The 13,493-nt window shown below is 35.2% G+C and carries 23 protein-coding genes and 2 pseudogenes; 6 read left to right on the forward strand and 19 right to left on the reverse strand.

Features of this window, described 5'->3' with window-relative positions:
- Nucleotide 1: 1 nt before the first annotated feature.
- From rplX to rpsJ, 13 genes and pseudogenes are all read right to left on the reverse strand, one after another.
- Nucleotides 2-235, reverse strand: coding sequence for a 50S ribosomal protein L24 (rplX, locus tag CIGNP91_RS04975; protein WP_086225395.1), 234 nt, complete (start codon nt 233-235; stop codon nt 2-4).
- Nucleotides 235-603 carry a 50S ribosomal protein L14 gene (gene rplN / locus CIGNP91_RS04980; protein ID WP_086225394.1) on the reverse strand — a complete coding sequence of 123 codons (369 nt, stop codon included), beginning with the start codon at nt 601-603 and terminating at the stop codon, nt 235-237. Before rplN ends, rplX begins: the two co-directional genes overlap by 1 nt.
- Nucleotides 603-848: a 30S ribosomal protein S17 gene (rpsQ, locus tag CIGNP91_RS04985; RefSeq protein ID WP_442861880.1), complete on the reverse strand. Its 246-nt coding sequence runs from the start codon at nt 846-848 to the stop codon at nt 603-605. Before rpsQ ends, rplN begins: the two co-directional genes overlap by 1 nt.
- A gap of 22 nt (nt 849-870) precedes the next feature.
- On the reverse strand, nt 871-1,056 hold the full coding sequence (gene rpmC, locus CIGNP91_RS04990) for a 50S ribosomal protein L29 (protein WP_086225392.1): 186 nt from the start codon (nt 1,054-1,056) through the stop codon (nt 871-873).
- Nucleotides 1,043-1,468 carry a 50S ribosomal protein L16 gene (rplP, locus tag CIGNP91_RS04995; protein ID WP_086225391.1) on the reverse strand — a complete coding sequence of 142 codons (426 nt, stop codon included), beginning with the start codon at nt 1,466-1,468 and terminating at the stop codon, nt 1,043-1,045. The genes rpmC and rplP overlap by 14 nt, the downstream gene beginning before the upstream one ends.
- Entirely contained in the window at nt 1,468-2,166 is a 699-nt protein-coding gene (gene rpsC / locus CIGNP91_RS05000) for a 30S ribosomal protein S3 (RefSeq protein ID WP_086228532.1), read from the reverse strand. Before rpsC ends, rplP begins: the two co-directional genes overlap by 1 nt.
- A 7-nt stretch (nt 2,167-2,173) precedes the next feature.
- A pseudogene (gene rplV / locus CIGNP91_RS05005) lies at nt 2,174-2,506 on the reverse strand (50S ribosomal protein L22); the annotation flags it as partial.
- A gap of 9 nt (nt 2,507-2,515) precedes the next feature.
- Nucleotides 2,516-2,797 (reverse strand): 30S ribosomal protein S19, encoded by a 282-nt coding sequence (gene rpsS, locus CIGNP91_RS05010; protein ID WP_086225388.1) that lies wholly within the window; start codon nt 2,795-2,797, stop codon nt 2,516-2,518.
- 2 nt (nt 2,798-2,799) lie between these two features.
- Nucleotides 2,800-3,630 (reverse strand): 50S ribosomal protein L2, encoded by an 831-nt coding sequence (rplB, locus tag CIGNP91_RS05015; protein ID WP_086225387.1) that lies wholly within the window; start codon nt 3,628-3,630, stop codon nt 2,800-2,802.
- A gap of 1 nt (nt 3,631) precedes the next feature.
- Nucleotides 3,632-3,913: a 50S ribosomal protein L23 gene (locus CIGNP91_RS05020; protein WP_086225386.1), complete on the reverse strand. Its 282-nt coding sequence runs from the start codon at nt 3,911-3,913 to the stop codon at nt 3,632-3,634.
- A 2-nt stretch (nt 3,914-3,915) separates the two neighbouring features.
- Entirely contained in the window at nt 3,916-4,530 is a 615-nt protein-coding gene (rplD, locus tag CIGNP91_RS05025; protein ID WP_063997497.1) for a 50S ribosomal protein L4, read from the reverse strand.
- Entirely contained in the window at nt 4,527-5,105 is a 579-nt protein-coding gene (gene rplC, locus CIGNP91_RS05030) for a 50S ribosomal protein L3 (protein WP_086229579.1), read from the reverse strand. The genes rplD and rplC overlap by 4 nt, the downstream gene beginning before the upstream one ends.
- Nucleotides 5,106-5,123: 18 nt before the next feature.
- Nucleotides 5,124-5,435, reverse strand: coding sequence for a 30S ribosomal protein S10 (rpsJ, locus tag CIGNP91_RS05035; protein ID WP_002847957.1), 312 nt, complete (start codon nt 5,433-5,435; stop codon nt 5,124-5,126).
- Nucleotides 5,436-5,806: 371 nt separating this feature from the next.
- Between rpsJ and CIGNP91_RS05040 the strand changes: the two genes are divergently transcribed.
- Both CIGNP91_RS05040 and CIGNP91_RS08600 read left to right on the forward strand, forming a co-directional pair.
- On the forward strand, nt 5,807-6,070 hold the full coding sequence (locus CIGNP91_RS05040; protein WP_180379769.1) for a hypothetical protein: 264 nt from the start codon (nt 5,807-5,809) through the stop codon (nt 6,068-6,070).
- Between the two features lie 98 nt (nt 6,071-6,168).
- Complete coding sequence (locus CIGNP91_RS08600) at nt 6,169-6,312, forward strand: hypothetical protein (RefSeq protein WP_179186973.1); 144 nt, start codon at nt 6,169-6,171, stop codon at nt 6,310-6,312.
- A gap of 371 nt (nt 6,313-6,683) precedes the next feature.
- Here the strand turns inward: CIGNP91_RS08600 and CIGNP91_RS08605 are convergent.
- The 4 genes and pseudogenes from CIGNP91_RS08605 to CIGNP91_RS05050 all read right to left on the reverse strand — a co-directional run.
- Nucleotides 6,684-7,149, reverse strand: a pseudogene (locus CIGNP91_RS08605) (trimethylamine-N-oxide reductase TorA); the annotation flags it as partial.
- Between the two features lie 104 nt (nt 7,150-7,253).
- Entirely contained in the window at nt 7,254-7,403 is a 150-nt protein-coding gene (locus CIGNP91_RS08610) for a hypothetical protein (RefSeq protein WP_180383218.1), read from the reverse strand.
- Nucleotides 7,385-7,546 (reverse strand): hypothetical protein, encoded by a 162-nt coding sequence (locus CIGNP91_RS08615; protein WP_180383219.1) that lies wholly within the window; start codon nt 7,544-7,546, stop codon nt 7,385-7,387. The genes CIGNP91_RS08610 and CIGNP91_RS08615 overlap by 19 nt, the downstream gene beginning before the upstream one ends.
- Before the next feature lie 117 nt (nt 7,547-7,663).
- Nucleotides 7,664-7,972, reverse strand: a complete 309-nt coding sequence (locus tag CIGNP91_RS05050) for a c-type cytochrome (protein WP_086225302.1) — start codon at nt 7,970-7,972, stop codon at nt 7,664-7,666.
- Between the two features lie 161 nt (nt 7,973-8,133).
- On the opposite strand from CIGNP91_RS05050, the gene gmhB reads away from it, so the two are divergent.
- The 4 genes from gmhB to gmhA are packed head-to-tail and all read left to right on the forward strand — an operon-like array spanning nt 8,134 to nt 11,536.
- Complete coding sequence (gene gmhB, locus CIGNP91_RS05055) at nt 8,134-8,631, forward strand: D-glycero-beta-D-manno-heptose 1,7-bisphosphate 7-phosphatase (RefSeq protein WP_086225301.1); 498 nt, start codon at nt 8,134-8,136, stop codon at nt 8,629-8,631.
- On the forward strand, nt 8,628-9,593 hold the full coding sequence (gene rfaD / locus CIGNP91_RS05060; protein WP_086253551.1) for an ADP-glyceromanno-heptose 6-epimerase: 966 nt from the start codon (nt 8,628-8,630) through the stop codon (nt 9,591-9,593). The genes gmhB and rfaD overlap by 4 nt, the downstream gene beginning before the upstream one ends.
- Nucleotides 9,593-10,969, forward strand: coding sequence for a D-glycero-beta-D-manno-heptose-7-phosphate kinase (gene rfaE1, locus CIGNP91_RS05065; RefSeq protein ID WP_086253552.1), 1,377 nt, complete (start codon nt 9,593-9,595; stop codon nt 10,967-10,969). The genes rfaD and rfaE1 overlap by 1 nt, the downstream gene beginning before the upstream one ends.
- A 9-nt stretch (nt 10,970-10,978) precedes the next feature.
- Nucleotides 10,979-11,536: a D-sedoheptulose 7-phosphate isomerase gene (gmhA, locus tag CIGNP91_RS05070; RefSeq protein WP_086253553.1), complete on the forward strand. Its 558-nt coding sequence runs from the start codon at nt 10,979-10,981 to the stop codon at nt 11,534-11,536.
- Nucleotides 11,537-11,543: 7 nt separating this feature from the next.
- Here the strand turns inward: gmhA and CIGNP91_RS05075 are convergent, their stop codons facing one another.
- Together CIGNP91_RS05075 and CIGNP91_RS05080 are read right to left on the reverse strand one after the other, a co-directional pair.
- Nucleotides 11,544-12,464, reverse strand: coding sequence for a glycosyltransferase family 9 protein (locus CIGNP91_RS05075; RefSeq protein ID WP_086253554.1), 921 nt, complete (start codon nt 12,462-12,464; stop codon nt 11,544-11,546).
- Entirely contained in the window at nt 12,448-13,470 is a 1,023-nt protein-coding gene (locus CIGNP91_RS05080; protein ID WP_086253555.1) for a glycosyltransferase family 4 protein, read from the reverse strand. The genes CIGNP91_RS05075 and CIGNP91_RS05080 overlap by 17 nt, the downstream gene beginning before the upstream one ends.
- Nucleotides 13,471-13,493 lie beyond the last annotated feature (23 nt).

The raw sequence follows: 13,493 nt of genomic DNA on the forward strand, positions 1-13,493 counted from the left end.
CTTAGCCCTCAACTTTGCTTACATTTGAAATATCAATAGGCATCTCTTTGCTTATAAAGCCACCATTTGGATTTTTCTCACTTGGTTTTACAGCTTTTTTAGCAACTTTTACACCCTCTACTATCACTTGACCTTTTTTAGGAAGCACTGCTAAAACTTTAGCAACTTTGCCTTTATCATCACCTGCGATTACTTTTACTTCATCGCCTTTTTTGATTTTATATTTTACTGCCATTATAGAACCTCCGGTGCAAGAGATACGATTTTCATAAAATTCGCATATCTTACTTCTCTACCCACTGGGCCAAATATACGAGTACCTACTGGCTCTCTTTTGTTATCAAGTATAACAGCAGCATTTTCATCAAATCTAATTAAAGATCCATTATCTCTTTGAACTTCTTTTTTAGTCCTTACTACTACTGCTTTTACCACTTGACCTTTTTTAATTTTGCCATTTGGTAGAGCTTTCTTAACTGAGCAAACGATAACATCACCTAGGCTTGCATATCGTCTTTTGCTACCACCTAAAACTTTTATACACATTAACTCTTTTGCGCCACTATTATCTGCTACTGCTAGTCTTGTAAAACTTTGTATCATTATTCAACTCCTGTTTTCAAAACTGATTGTAAGCGGAATTTTTTTCTAGCGCTTAGCGGTCTGCACTCAACAGCTGATATAGTATCTCCCACTTTTAGCTCATTTTTCTCATCATGAACTAGATACTTTTTAAAGCGTTTTACGAATTTATGATATCTTGAGTGCATAACTCTTCTTTCAACTAATATAGTTGCAGTTTTATTCCCAGCTATCGCTACTACGACACCTTGAATTTCTCTTTTCATTTCTACTGCCATCATTTACCCCTTACTTCGCAGCACTAATTGCAGTATTGATCCTAGCGATATCTTTTTTAGCTTCACGGATCTCATTTGGGTTAGTTAGCTGCATAGTTTTTAGCTTTTGTCTAAGTGTAAATAAAAGCACCTTTTTCTCTTTTAACAAAGCGTTAAGTTCGCTTAAATTTTTTCCACTTATATCAGTATATTTCATTTTCGCTCTCTCTTGTTACAAACTTAGTTTTAAATGGTAGTTTGTGCATAGCTAATGTCAGAGCCTCTCTAGCAAGCTCTTCAGATACTCCAGCCATTTCAAATATTATTCTACCTGGTTTAATATTCATAACCCACTCTTCAACACCGCCTTTACCTTTACCCATACGAGTTTCTAATGGTTTTTTGGTTATTGGTTTATCTGGAAATACTCTAATCCAAGTTTTAGCCTGTCTTTTAACATGACGAGTATATGCTTGACGAGCAGATTCTATTTGACGAGAGTTGATTCTACCAGCTTCTACAGCTTTTAATCCAAATTCGCCAAGTGCTAGAGCTGTACCACGAGTTGCGTAGCCACGATTGCGGCCTTTCATCATTTTGCGATATTTCGTTCTTTTTGGTAATAACATTATTTACCCCTTCTAGCGCGTTTTGCTTTTTTAGAAGTTGTCTCTTCACTCTTATCAGCTTGGATACCTTTTTGAAGTACTTCGCCTTTAAATATCCATACTTTGACACCTATATTGCCATAAGTTGTGTGAGCTTCAGCAAAACCATAATCTATTCTAGCTCTTAAAGTATGCAAAGGCACACGACCTTCAAGATACCACTCTGTTCTAGCCATTTCAGCACCACCTAAACGACCTGCTACGCTTACTTTGATACCTTTGGCACCAGCTTTTTGAGCACCTTGGATTACCTTTTTCATAGCACGGCGGAATGCCACACGACGCTCAAGTTGCATCGCTACATTTTCAGCTGCTAATTGAGCTGAGCTTCCTGCTTTACGCTCTTCTTTGATATTGATAGCTACATCTTTATTGACTAATTTAGCAACTTCTAGTCTTAAATTTTCTACTTCGCCACCTTTTTTGCCGATGATGATACCAGGACGAGCCGCAACTACTGTAACTCTTAGTTTTTTAGCTGTTCTTTCAACTAAAATTTGGCTAACACCAGCGTAATATAGCTTAGCTTTTAGGAATTTTCTTATTTTATAGTCTTCGCCTATGCTTTCTGGAAGAGTTGCTTTTGATGGAAACCATCTAGACTCCCAGTTTCTGTTTATACCTAGTCTAAGACCTATTGGATTAACTTTTTGTCCCATTTTATGCTTCCTTCTCTGTTTTTGCTGGTCTAGCTACTTCTACTAAGATATGGCTAGTAGGTTTGCGAATTCTACTTGCGCTTCCTCTTGCTCTTGGGCGGAATCTTTTTAAGACAGGACCTGCATCTACTCTACAACTTTTCACAACTACCTCTTCAGGCTCAAATCCGCCATTAGCTACAGCTGAGCTGATAGCATTTGCGATATATTTTGCGCCACGATTTGGCATAAAGCTAAGGCTAGCTAATGCTAATTCAGCATTCATGCCTTGAACTTCATCAGCTATTAATCTAGCTTTTGTTGGAGATAGTCTGATGAATTTAATAATCGCTCTACTCATAACTTCCCCTTATTTACCTATTTTTTTCTGAACAGAGCCTTTATGACCCTTAAATGTTCTTGTTGGAGCGAATTCGCCTAGCTTGTAACCTATATGATTTTCTGTTATATATACAGGGATAAAGCTTTTGCCATTATGCACATTAAATGTCAAACCTATCATTTCAGGTGTAATTGTGCTTCTTCTTGACCAAGTTTTGATTGGTTTATTATCATTAGCGGCTTTTGCAGCGATGACTTTTTTCATTACATGGTCATCTACAAAAGGACCTTTTTTTAGCGATCTAGCCATCGTTATTTACCCTTTCTTCTAGAAATTATAAGTCTATCACTAGCTTTTTTACGGCGAGTTTTAGCACCTTTAGTTGGTTTGCCCCATGGAGTAACTGGGTGGCGACCCGAATTTTTCTTACCTTCACCACCACCGTGTGGGTGATCTACTGGGTTCATCGCACTACCTCTAGTTTGTGGGCGGATACCTCTATAGCGATTGCGACCTGCTTTACCGATAGTTACATTTGCCCAATCTTCATTGCCAACTACGCCAACTGTAGCCATACATTCAGCTAGTACTTGTCTCATCTCACCGCTTGGAAGTCTTAGGATTACATATTTTTCTTCTTTACCCATAAGTTGAGCATATCCACCCGCACTTCTTGCCATTTGGGCGCCTTTGCCTGGTTTTAGCTCGATATTATGGACGATTGTACCAACTGGAATGCTTTTTAACTTCATAGCGTTGCCTGGTTTTATATCAAGGCCGGCTTCGGCTGCACTTATAACATCGCCTACATTTAAGCCACTAGGGCGGATAATATATCTTTTTTCGCCATCTGCATATGAGATTAGAGCGATACGGCAATTTCTATTTGGATCATACTCAATAGCTTCAACCTTGCCTGGAATTCCGAATTTACGACGCTTAAAGTCAATTATACGATATAATTTTTTAGCACCTGCTTCTTTATGGCGACTTGTGATTCTACCATTATTATTTCTACCAGCTGCGGCAGGAATTTTAACAAGTAGACTTCTTACACTAGCTTTAGCTGTGATATCTTCGCTGCTAAGACTTGTCATAAATCTTCTACTTGGGGTATAAGGTTTAAAACTTCTTATTGCCATCTTATGCCTCCTGACTTGCTAGGCTTACGCCATCTGGTAATTTGACATAGAATTTTTTATAGTCATTTCTTACGCCAACTCTACCTCTAAAACGCTTAACTTTGCCGTCTATTCTAAGTGAATTTACTCTAAGTGGCGTTACACCAAAATACTCTCTTAATACCTCTTTTAGGCCATTTTTAGTCATTTTTGGTGAAGTTTGGATCACTACTACACCTTGTTCTTGAAGGCCAAGAGTTTTTTCTGTATATACTATAGTTTTGATATCTGTTATATCTGCCATTTTTAGCCCTCTTTTACTATTGATTGTAGTGCTGATTTCTCTGCTATAACCGCACTATAGACTGAGACTAAATATGCATTTACTTCACTAGCATCAATTACATAGCAATTTGCTAGGTTTCTAAATGCTAAAAGAGTCTTAGCATCAAGCTCATTTTTGATGATTAACGCATCTCTAACGCCTAATTTTTTGATGATAGCTGCTGCGTCTTTTGTTTTGCCACTTTCGATAGCGATGCTATCTACTGCATAAAATTTGCCATTTGCTACTTTTTCGTTTAGAGCAAATTCAAGCGCTAATCTTTTTTGTTTTTTATTAACTTTTTGATTATAATTTCTATTATTTTTAGGACCAAATGCCACAGCACCGCCAACCCAAACATTTGTTCTAGTTGAACCAGCTCTTGCGCCACCACGGCCTTTTTGACGCCAAGGTTTTTTACCGCCACCACTTACATCTGAGCGACCTTTTGTGTGGGCTGAGTTTGCTCTCATACTAGCAAGGTAGCTTTTGACATAGAGATATAAATTGTGCGAATTTACTTCAGCGTAACTAGCTGGAAGTTCTAATTCACTTGTTTTTTCAAATTTATCATTTAAAACTGCTATTTTACTCATTTAACTATCCTTACTCTACCCATCGCACCATTAAATCCTGGAACTGAGCCTTTTAATACTAAAATTCCATTAGCACTATCAAAGCTTACAACTTCGTTTTTAACGGTAGTTTTTTCATTACCATAATGTCCGGCCATTTTTCTACCTGGTTGGACACGGCCTGGCCATTCGCAGTTACCTATAGAACCTGGTCTGCGGTGAAATCTCGAACCATGACTTGCAGGACCACCTGAAAATCCATGTCTTTTTATAACACCTTGGAAGCCTCTACCTTTTGTATTAAAGCTAACTTTTAAAACTTTTGCTTCATTTAGTGGAGTAGTATCTAAATCCCCAGCTTCGCTATTTGCTACGCTTAGAGTCGCAAATTGGTTAAATTCGCTACTTAAACCATATTTTTTTTGCTGACCTTTTATAGCTTTGTTATTTGCTTTTGTGTGTGCATAAGCTACGATAGCTCTGCTATTTTCGCCTACTTCGCATACTTTAGCTGGTAAAAGCCTAAGCAATGTAACAGGAATGCTTGGGTTTGAGATAGTTCTGCTCATACCTATTTTTTCTACGATATATTCCATCATCTCTTCCTTTTATGCTTACTTGCCCATAGCGCGAACTTCGACATTAACTTCTGGAGCTAAGTCAAGCTTTGTTAGGCTATCAACTGTATCAGGCGTAGCTGCTACGATATCTAGCATACGAGCGTGAATTCTCATCTCAAATTGCTCACGAGAATCTTTATTTACATGTGGAGATTTTAACACTGTGTAGCGTTTAATCTTTGTAGGCATAGGTACTGGCCCACGAACATCGGCACCAGTGCGTTTGACAGCTTCTACGATGGCTGCAACTGTGCGGTCTAGAACTCTGTGGTCATAAGCTTTTAGCTTAAGCCTAATTCTTTCCATGTTTTTTCCTTTAAAAATAACTTATCGCTAACTTGCGACCTTTTGATATAATGCTCTTGCAGAGGCTTATTATCAATCTCTCAAGCATGCAAGCAAAGCTTACGCTTCTCATCAAAAGACGCGAATTATACCCAAAATAAGTTTTAAAATCAAATTTTAGCGCTATTTTTGCAAATTTTGTTTTATTTTTTTCCTTTTTATAAGGAATATTTTAAATATTAGAATGAAATTTAAATTTAGATAATCTATAGCATTATGTTATTATTACTAAAAGATTGTAAAGCTAATTAAGTAATTTTTATATAACATTAAATTTATCTAATTTACAATCAAATTTTAGATATAATTAACATAAATTAAAAAGGTAATTAATGAAAATATATCAAAATCGCTCGCAACTATTTGAGCAATTAAATCAAATTTGTATTCAAACATTAAAAGAAAAACCACGACTAATAGTAGCACTAACTGGGCTATGTGGTAGTGGCAAAAGCACACTTGGCAAGACAATTCGCAAAAAAGGCTTTGGTAACTTTGCACCGTACCAAATCGCCGTCATAGATGATAATGTGATGAGCTTAAACCTATTTATTGCGCGCCCTAAAATTCGCAATACCCCCCCCAACACAATCTAAAAGATAATCTAAAACCATTTACAAAATTTCTACCTCCATATGTCAAAATAATTTTTTATATCTGTGCAAATCCAGTAAGAATAAACTTTGCTGATGTAGTGATAATCCTTAAAATCGATGAGCAAAGACGCCAAAAACAGCTAGAACAAAGAGAGAGCGATGCAGAGCTAATAAAATCACTAATGAACGGAAAAATAAATATCGATATACCTTTTACACACGGACTTTGTTTGGTGGAGTAGCTTTTAATTCTATGATTTATCTAAATTTAAAAATTTTTTCCGTTGTGGGTTTTGCAAATATAAGGCGTGATAGTATAAATTTACAAAGAATGCTATCATTACCAGAAATAAAAGTTTATTTATTTTAGCGTTACTAAGTATCTTAAAAAAAATTTAATAACGTTAATATATTGGCATTATTCACATATTAAAGATGGAGTTAAATTTAGCTTACAATACTAAATTTAAGCTATTATATAGCTGCTTTTGCCATATTTAATAAGCTTTCCAGTTTTAATAAGTTTATTAAATATAGTCGATACACTTTGGCGTTGCGCTCCTAAAAGATTAGATAGCGTAGCAATAGAAAATGGAATCTCAACGCAATAAAATCTAGGATTGTGTAATTTACCACTACTATACCATCCATGGCTTCTTGCAAATATACTTTGCATACCTTTTTGTTCTCTTGTCTTTTTAAGCTCTCTTGCTACTAGCTTAATAACATCTTCATATTTTACCTCTACCCACTCATCTATACCTCTTAATTCAGGTTTTGGACTATCTGGATTTTCTAGATAACTCTTTCTTACCATTAGAGCAGTAATTCTAGTTTTATATACTAAATCTGCCATTGTATCTTGAAGTGGAGATTTTTGATAGCGTTTGATATGGTTTAGAACTTATGATTTTACCATCTTTTACTGTGGCTTTTAGCATACCCCAGTGAGCCGCTGTAAATACTTCACCATTTTTAACCACTTGAGTATTTGCTCCAGCAAATAGATTGCTAGGAAGCATTGGAGCAAGACTTAAAGCTGCGCCTAGTTTCAAAAATTCTCTTCTATTGGTTTTCATTTGATATCTTCTTTTGAAGCTTTTTGTAGATATTGAATTATTAGCCACTCATCTTTTTTATCAATTGGAGTACGAGATAGCATTGATTTAAATAGCAATGGCCACTAATTTGGATTATATTGACTCTCTTTGTGCAAATGATGGCAGATTGAACAGCTCTCTTGATATGTCTGCTTAGCTCTATCTAGCATAGGTTCTAGATCTTTTTCTAGGTTATCTTTTGTAGTATAGGCTACTACTTTAACCTCGTCCACTTGCCAGAATCATTAGCTTTTACAGTAATATTACCAATAGTTACGCCATTAATCATAAAATCTTTAATTGTACCAGCAGCAACCACGCCAAAAATTTGAGTATTATTAACTTCAGCTCTTATACCGGCTTGCATCATTACCATTAGATATGGCTTGACCTAATGAGCTAGCTTGAGAGCGAAAATATCTATTGTGATTGATTTAAATGAATATATAAAAATAAATTAAAAGCCTAGCTAGCAAATGCTAGCTAGATAGAATTATTTAAGTGTAGAGATATAGTCATTAACTGCTGCCATATCAGCATCGCTTAAAGTAGCCATTTGACCTTTCATGATAGCACCCATGCCAATTTTGCCTTTACCATCGTTTAGGGCACCAGCTTTATAAGCTTTCATATCAGCTAATCTTTGAGCTGGATCTGCATCAACTAGAGCTGGAACTTTATTTAGATATTTTTTCTCAGCTTTAGCACCATGACAAACTGCACATTTTTTGTAAATGTCAGCACCATCAGCAGCGAATGCGCCAACACAGGTTAATGCAACTAATAGAACTATTTTTTTCATTTTATATCCTTTTTTGAGAGATTTTAAAAGAGTATTATAGTGGCAATATTCTGAATTTTAGATTAAATACTAGAATTAAATTTTTAATTTTTAGTTAGCGATTATTGGATAAATTCATCTATATTAAGTGAATTTAAACTAAAAATAGATAAAATCAACCTATGGAAAAGATTAAAGCACTATTTTTAGATCGTGACGGGGTGATAAATAAAGATCCTGGTTATGTTTATCGTATAGAAGATTTTGAGTTTATGCCTGGAATTTTTGAGGCTTTGGCTGGATTTATGATGCTTGGATATGAGATTTTTGTAGTTACAAATCAATCTGGAATTGGTAGGGGATATTATAGTGAAGATGATTTTGCAAAGCTTAGCAAGTATATGATTGATGAGTTTAAATCTTATGGTATTGAGATTAAAAAAATATACCATTGCCCTCACACCCCAAGCGATGATTGTAATTGCAGAAAGCCTAAACCTGGAATGATATTGCAGGCTTTAGATGAATTTAATATTAGTTTAAAAGATTCATTAATGATAGGAGATAAGCCAAGCGATTTAGAATCAGCACGAAGAGCCGGAGTAGAAAGAGGCTATTTAATCGGCGATGAATTTAAAAGCGTATTAGAAGTTTTAGAGCATATAAAAGGACAAAAATGAAGATATTAATAACTGGTGGAGCTGGATTTATAGGATCAAATTTGGCTAAATATTTTATGGATAAACATGAGGTTTTAGTGGTGGATAAATTTCGCTCTAATGAGACTTTTAGTAATGGAAATTTAAAAAGTTTTGGTCATTATAAAAATTTGATCGGCTTTAAAGGCCAAATTCATTGCGGAGATATATGTGATAGAGATACTATTAAAAAGATGAGAGAGTTTAAGCCCGATGTGATATATCATGAGGCTGCTATATCTGATACAACTGTGGCTGAACAAGATGAGATAATGAGGGTGAATTTAAATTCATTTAAAGATATTATTGATATTGCTTATGAAAATGGCTCAAAGCTAATATATGCTAGTAGCGGTGCTACATATGGAGATGCACCAAGCCCACAAAGTGTAGGCAAAGGTGAAAATCCTGGTAATGTATATGGATTTAGTAAGCTTATGATGGATGAGATGGGGTGTGAATTTAATGCTAAAACTGGACTTCATATTGTAGGGCTTAGATATTTTAATGTATATGGAGATGGAGAGTTTTATAAAAATAAAACTGCCTCTATGGTATTGCAGTTTGGGCTTCAAATTTTAAGTGGAAAAGCACCAAGGCTTTTTGAAGGTAGCGATAAGATAAAAAGGGATTTTGTCTATATAAAAGATATAATTTTAGCCAATGAATTAGCGATAAATGGCGATAGCGGAGTCTATAATGTCGGCACGGGCAATGCTAGAAGTTTTCAAGATATTGCTGATATTTTACAGCGTGAGATTGGCGTAAATTTAGGTAATGAGTATATTGCTAATCCATTTGCATCACAGTATCAATTCTTTACACAAGCTGATATTGAGCCTACAAGAACTGGATTAAAATATGAGCCTAGATGGAGCTTAGAAGATGCTATAAAAGACTATCTACCAGCAATAAAAAGAATTTATAATAGTGAGTTTAAATAATGGCTAAGGTTTTAGTAGTTGGGGATTTAATGATTGATCACTATATCTGGGGTAGTTGTGATCGCATTAGTCCAGAGGCTCCAGTGCAAGTAGTAAATATCAAAAATGAAACTAAAAGGCTTGGCGGCTGTGGTAACGTAGTATCAAATTTGATCGCTCTTGGTGCAGAAGTAGGCGTAGTAAGTGTAGTTGGCGATGATGATTTAGGTAAAGAAATTTTAGAGCTTTTAGATGCTCGTGGAGCTAAGGCTGAGTTAGTTTTATCTCAAAGTGGAAGAAAATCTAGCCAAAAAAGTCGTATAATGGTATCACATCAGCAAGTAATTAGGCTAGATACTGAGAGTATAAGTGATATAAATTGTGCTGATGAGATTGTCAGTAAATTTGCAGATATTTTAGCTAGTTATGATATTGTTTTGCTAAGTGATTATGGCAAGGGTGTATTGAGTAATTACTTAACCAAGCAGATAATATCAATTGCTAAAAATAATCATAAGATGGTATTAGTAGATCCAAAGGGCAAGGATTATAGTAAATATAAAGGTGCGACACTTTTAACCCCAAATAAAAAAGAGGCAAGCGAGGCGTTAGGATTTTCTATAGATAGCGATGAAAGCTTGGAATTGGCTTTAAAAAGTATGAAATTCAACTATGAATTAGAGTACTCTTTAATCACTCTTAGCGAAGATGGGATTGGGCTTTTAAGCGATGAGGTTAAGAAATTTCCAGCTCTTGCTAAAGAGGTTTTTGATGTAACCGGTGCTGGTGATAGCGTACTAGCTACTTTGGGTTATTGCTTAGCTAGCAAGATGAGCATAGAAGAGGCGATAGATAATGCAAATTTGGCCGCAGCAGTAGTTGTAGGTAAGGTAGGAAGTGCAGATGCAAGCTGGGGCGAAATAGAGAATCTAAAGAGTAAAAAAATTGGTTTTGAGCGTAAAATTGTCAAACTTGATGAGCTTTTAAAGGTTGATAGAAATGGTAAAACTTTAGTATTTACTAATGGTTGCTTTGATATTATGCATATTGGTCATATCAGCTACTTACAAAAGGCTAAAATGCTTGGCGATATATTAGTAGTAGGGTTAAATTCAGATAACTCAGTAAGAGAGTTAAAAGGCAAAGATAGGCCAGTAAATGTGCAATATGATAGGGCTGCGATGTTGTGTGCGATGGAGTTTGTCGATTTTGTCGTGATATTTGATGAGCTAACTCCACATGAGTTAATCAAAGCAATTAAACCTGATATATTAGTAAAAGGTGCAGACTATAAAGACAAAGAGATAGTAGGTAGTGAATTTGCTAAAAGAGTTGAGTTAATAGAGTTTATTGAGGGCAAAAGCACCACAAAAATAATAGAAAAAATCAAAAAATAAGAGGCTAAAATGAGTATATTTACAGATGAATTAAAAGCACATTTAGAGGTGGCAAATAGAGTTTTGTCCATAGATGAAGCGGTGATGAGTGTAGCAAACATAGTAGTAAAAACGCTAAAAAATGGTAATAAAATTTTAATTTGTGGTAATGGAGGAAGCGCAGCTGATGCACAACACTTTGCAGCAGAACTAACTGGTAGATATAAGAGCGAGAGAATCTCTCTTCCAGCAATTGCATTAACTACTGATACTTCAGCGCTTACTGCAATTGGTAATGACTATGGATATGATGAAGTTTTTGCAAGACAGCTTAGTGGCGTAGGAAATAGCGGAGATTTACTAATAGGTATAAGTACAAGCGGTAATAGCAAAAATGTATTAAAGGCATTTGAGATTGCAAAACAAAAGGGCATTAAAACCATAGGATTAAGTGGCAGAGATGGTGGAGCAATGAATGAGTTATGCGATATAAATGTAATTGCGCCTTCTAATGATACAGCTAGAATTCAAGAGATGCATATCTTAATAATTCACACTATTTGCGCTGCAGTAGATGGAGCGTTTTGAGTTTAAATTATATAATTTGTCTAGCTAGCTCTAATGCAAGGGCTGGCTTTAGCTCTTTCATACACTCATGAGAGCCTAGCGGACAGACTCTTTTCATACATGGCATACATGGTAAATTTAGATGTGCTAGTCTTGCTTTTGGGTTATTATATGGGCTAGTTCTAGTAAAGTTAGTTGGGCCAAATAGTGCAACTGTTGGCACCTTAAAAGCAGCTGCGATATGCATTGGTCCGCTATCATTAGTAATAAAAAGCCCAAGTCCAGCAATATAACTAGCTAAATCTTTTATACTAGTTTTACCACAAAGATTTATATGTGATATACCGCTTTTAGTCAAAATATGGCTAATCTCATCGCAAATCTCTATCTCGCCATTTCCACCAAAAATCAAAATATCAAATTTATCTGCTAACTCCATAGCAACCTGAGCAAAATAGCTAGGATACCATCTTTTAGCACTTCCATATGTTGCGCCTGGATTTAGTCCTAGAGTCGGCCTAGTATAAATTTGTGGAGTAAAGCTTAACTCCATTTCATTGGTTAAAATACCAATATTAAGGGCTTTTGAGCTAAAATTTAGATAATCAACTACTAAATGGTCATTTTTATTAATTGGCCTATATACTCCACTTTTTGGAGCGTGAATAAAAAATGCCAAAGCCTTTGAGGCTAGATGACTTCTAAAGCTGATAAATGCATCAAATTTAGGCTGGGATTTGGCTAATTTATATAGATATGCTAGGCGAAATTTGGATTTTTTGGACTCATCTATTATAATATCGCCAAGATTAGCAAATAGAGCCGTACTAGCCGCAGAGCCAAAAAATGTTAGCTTTGCATCTTTAAAATTTGCCCTAATATTTGCAATAGCAGCACTACTCATTACCCCATCGCCAAGCCATGTTGGCAACTCAATGAATACTCTCACCAATAACCTTTAAAATTTCATTTAGATTCTTTTCAACGCTAAATTCACGTGCTAATTCGCTATTTTGCCCTGAAATCTCTAAAAGTAGATCATGATCTGTTAGCAAAAGATTTATATATTCATCTATACTTTGATCACTAGCATCCTTCATAATAAACTCACTACCTAAAATCTCACTAGCTCCATTTTGTTCAGTAGTAAAACACGCACAACCATAGCTAAGCGCTTCTAAGAGTTGATTGCTAAATGAGTTATAATGCGATGGCAAAACAAATATATCAGCTGCTTCATAGTAGTGATTCATTATAGTTTGAGATGGGCGGAAAATAACTGTAACACCAAGATTTTGGGCAATTTTTCTATATTTTAAAACAGCTTTATCGCTACCGATAATAAGCGCATTTACCTTGGTCTCCAAACGACTTAAAAGCTCAATAAATTCCCTAGCTCCATCAATCCTAAAATTATCCGATACAAATAGTATAATTGGCAATTCCATATTAAGCCCAAGCTCATTACATAAACGCATCTTGGCTCTGCCTTTTTGGATTTGAATTGGAGGTGTGATTCCTGGATAAATGGTAACTAATTTATTTGGGTCTAGATTATAAACAGTCTCTAATTCAAAGCGAGTTAGATTTGAATTTGCTATAATTTTAGTAGCGTTTTGGACGCATTTTTTCTCAATTTGACCAGCGATGAAATTTGAAAAGCTTAAAAACCAAAATTTATAAAGCTTTTTATAAATTTTTTGTACGCCATCACTAGCTAAATATATATCAGCACTATCAAATCTATCTAAACAGATATAAAACTCATTGCCCTTTTGCTTTTTGGCTATATTATTGATTTTAAGCAACCCCAGTAGGCTAGTTTTAGCTTTAATGCCACTATAATTTTTAGATATAGTAGTATATTTGAGCGAATTTAAAGCAGCTTTTAAGCGCTCGATAAACCTCTGATTTTTGCTAGAAAAGCTTATTTCTAAGATTGATATATTTTTCATTTTTTGATTTTAACATAGCTAGG

This window comes from Campylobacter sp. P091, assembly GCF_002138935.1.
In the GTDB taxonomy this organism is placed as follows: Bacteria; Campylobacterota; Campylobacteria; order Campylobacterales; family Campylobacteraceae; genus Campylobacter; species Campylobacter devanensis.

Excerpts from the sequence above, each read along its gene's own strand:
- rplX (WP_086225395.1), bottom strand. The coding sequence starts at position 235 with ATGGCAGTAAAATATAAAATCAAAAAAGGCGATGAAGTAAAAGTAATC.
- rplN (WP_086225394.1), bottom strand. The coding sequence starts at position 603 with ATGATACAAAGTTTTACAAGACTAGCAGTAGCAGATAATAGTGGCGCA.
- rpsQ (WP_442861880.1), bottom strand. The coding sequence starts at position 848 with ATGAAAAGAGAAATTCAAGGTGTCGTAGTAGCGATAGCTGGGAATAAA.
- rpmC (WP_086225392.1), bottom strand. The coding sequence starts at position 1,056 with ATGAAATATACTGATATAAGTGGAAAAAATTTAAGCGAACTTAACGCT.
- rplP (WP_086225391.1), bottom strand. The coding sequence starts at position 1,468 with ATGTTATTACCAAAAAGAACGAAATATCGCAAAATGATGAAAGGCCGC.
- rpsC (WP_086228532.1), bottom strand. The coding sequence starts at position 2,166 with ATGGGACAAAAAGTTAATCCAATAGGTCTTAGACTAGGTATAAACAGA.
- rpsS (WP_086225388.1), bottom strand. The coding sequence starts at position 2,797 with ATGGCTAGATCGCTAAAAAAAGGTCCTTTTGTAGATGACCATGTAATG.
- rplB (WP_086225387.1), bottom strand. The coding sequence starts at position 3,630 with ATGGCAATAAGAAGTTTTAAACCTTATACCCCAAGTAGAAGATTTATG.
- CIGNP91_RS05020 (WP_086225386.1), bottom strand. The coding sequence starts at position 3,913 with ATGGCAGATATAACAGATATCAAAACTATAGTATATACAGAAAAAACT.
- rplD (WP_063997497.1), bottom strand. The coding sequence starts at position 4,530 with ATGAGTAAAATAGCAGTTTTAAATGATAAATTTGAAAAAACAAGTGAA.
- rplC (WP_086229579.1), bottom strand. The coding sequence starts at position 5,105 with ATGGAATATATCGTAGAAAAAATAGGTATGAGCAGAACTATCTCAAAC.
- rpsJ (WP_002847957.1), bottom strand. The coding sequence starts at position 5,435 with ATGGAAAGAATTAGGCTTAAGCTAAAAGCTTATGACCACAGAGTTCTA.
- CIGNP91_RS05040 (WP_180379769.1), top strand. The coding sequence starts at position 5,807 with ATGAAAATATATCAAAATCGCTCGCAACTATTTGAGCAATTAAATCAA.
- CIGNP91_RS08615 (WP_180383219.1), bottom strand. The coding sequence starts at position 7,546 with ATGGTAATGATGCAAGCCGGTATAAGAGCTGAAGTTAATAATACTCAA.
- CIGNP91_RS05050 (WP_086225302.1), bottom strand. The coding sequence starts at position 7,972 with ATGAAAAAAATAGTTCTATTAGTTGCATTAACCTGTGTTGGCGCATTC.
- gmhB (WP_086225301.1), top strand. The coding sequence starts at position 8,134 with ATGGAAAAGATTAAAGCACTATTTTTAGATCGTGACGGGGTGATAAAT.
- rfaD (WP_086253551.1), top strand. The coding sequence starts at position 8,628 with ATGAAGATATTAATAACTGGTGGAGCTGGATTTATAGGATCAAATTTG.
- rfaE1 (WP_086253552.1), top strand. The coding sequence starts at position 9,593 with ATGGCTAAGGTTTTAGTAGTTGGGGATTTAATGATTGATCACTATATC.
- gmhA (WP_086253553.1), top strand. The coding sequence starts at position 10,979 with ATGAGTATATTTACAGATGAATTAAAAGCACATTTAGAGGTGGCAAAT.
- CIGNP91_RS05080 (WP_086253555.1), bottom strand. The coding sequence starts at position 13,470 with ATGAAAAATATATCAATCTTAGAAATAAGCTTTTCTAGCAAAAATCAG.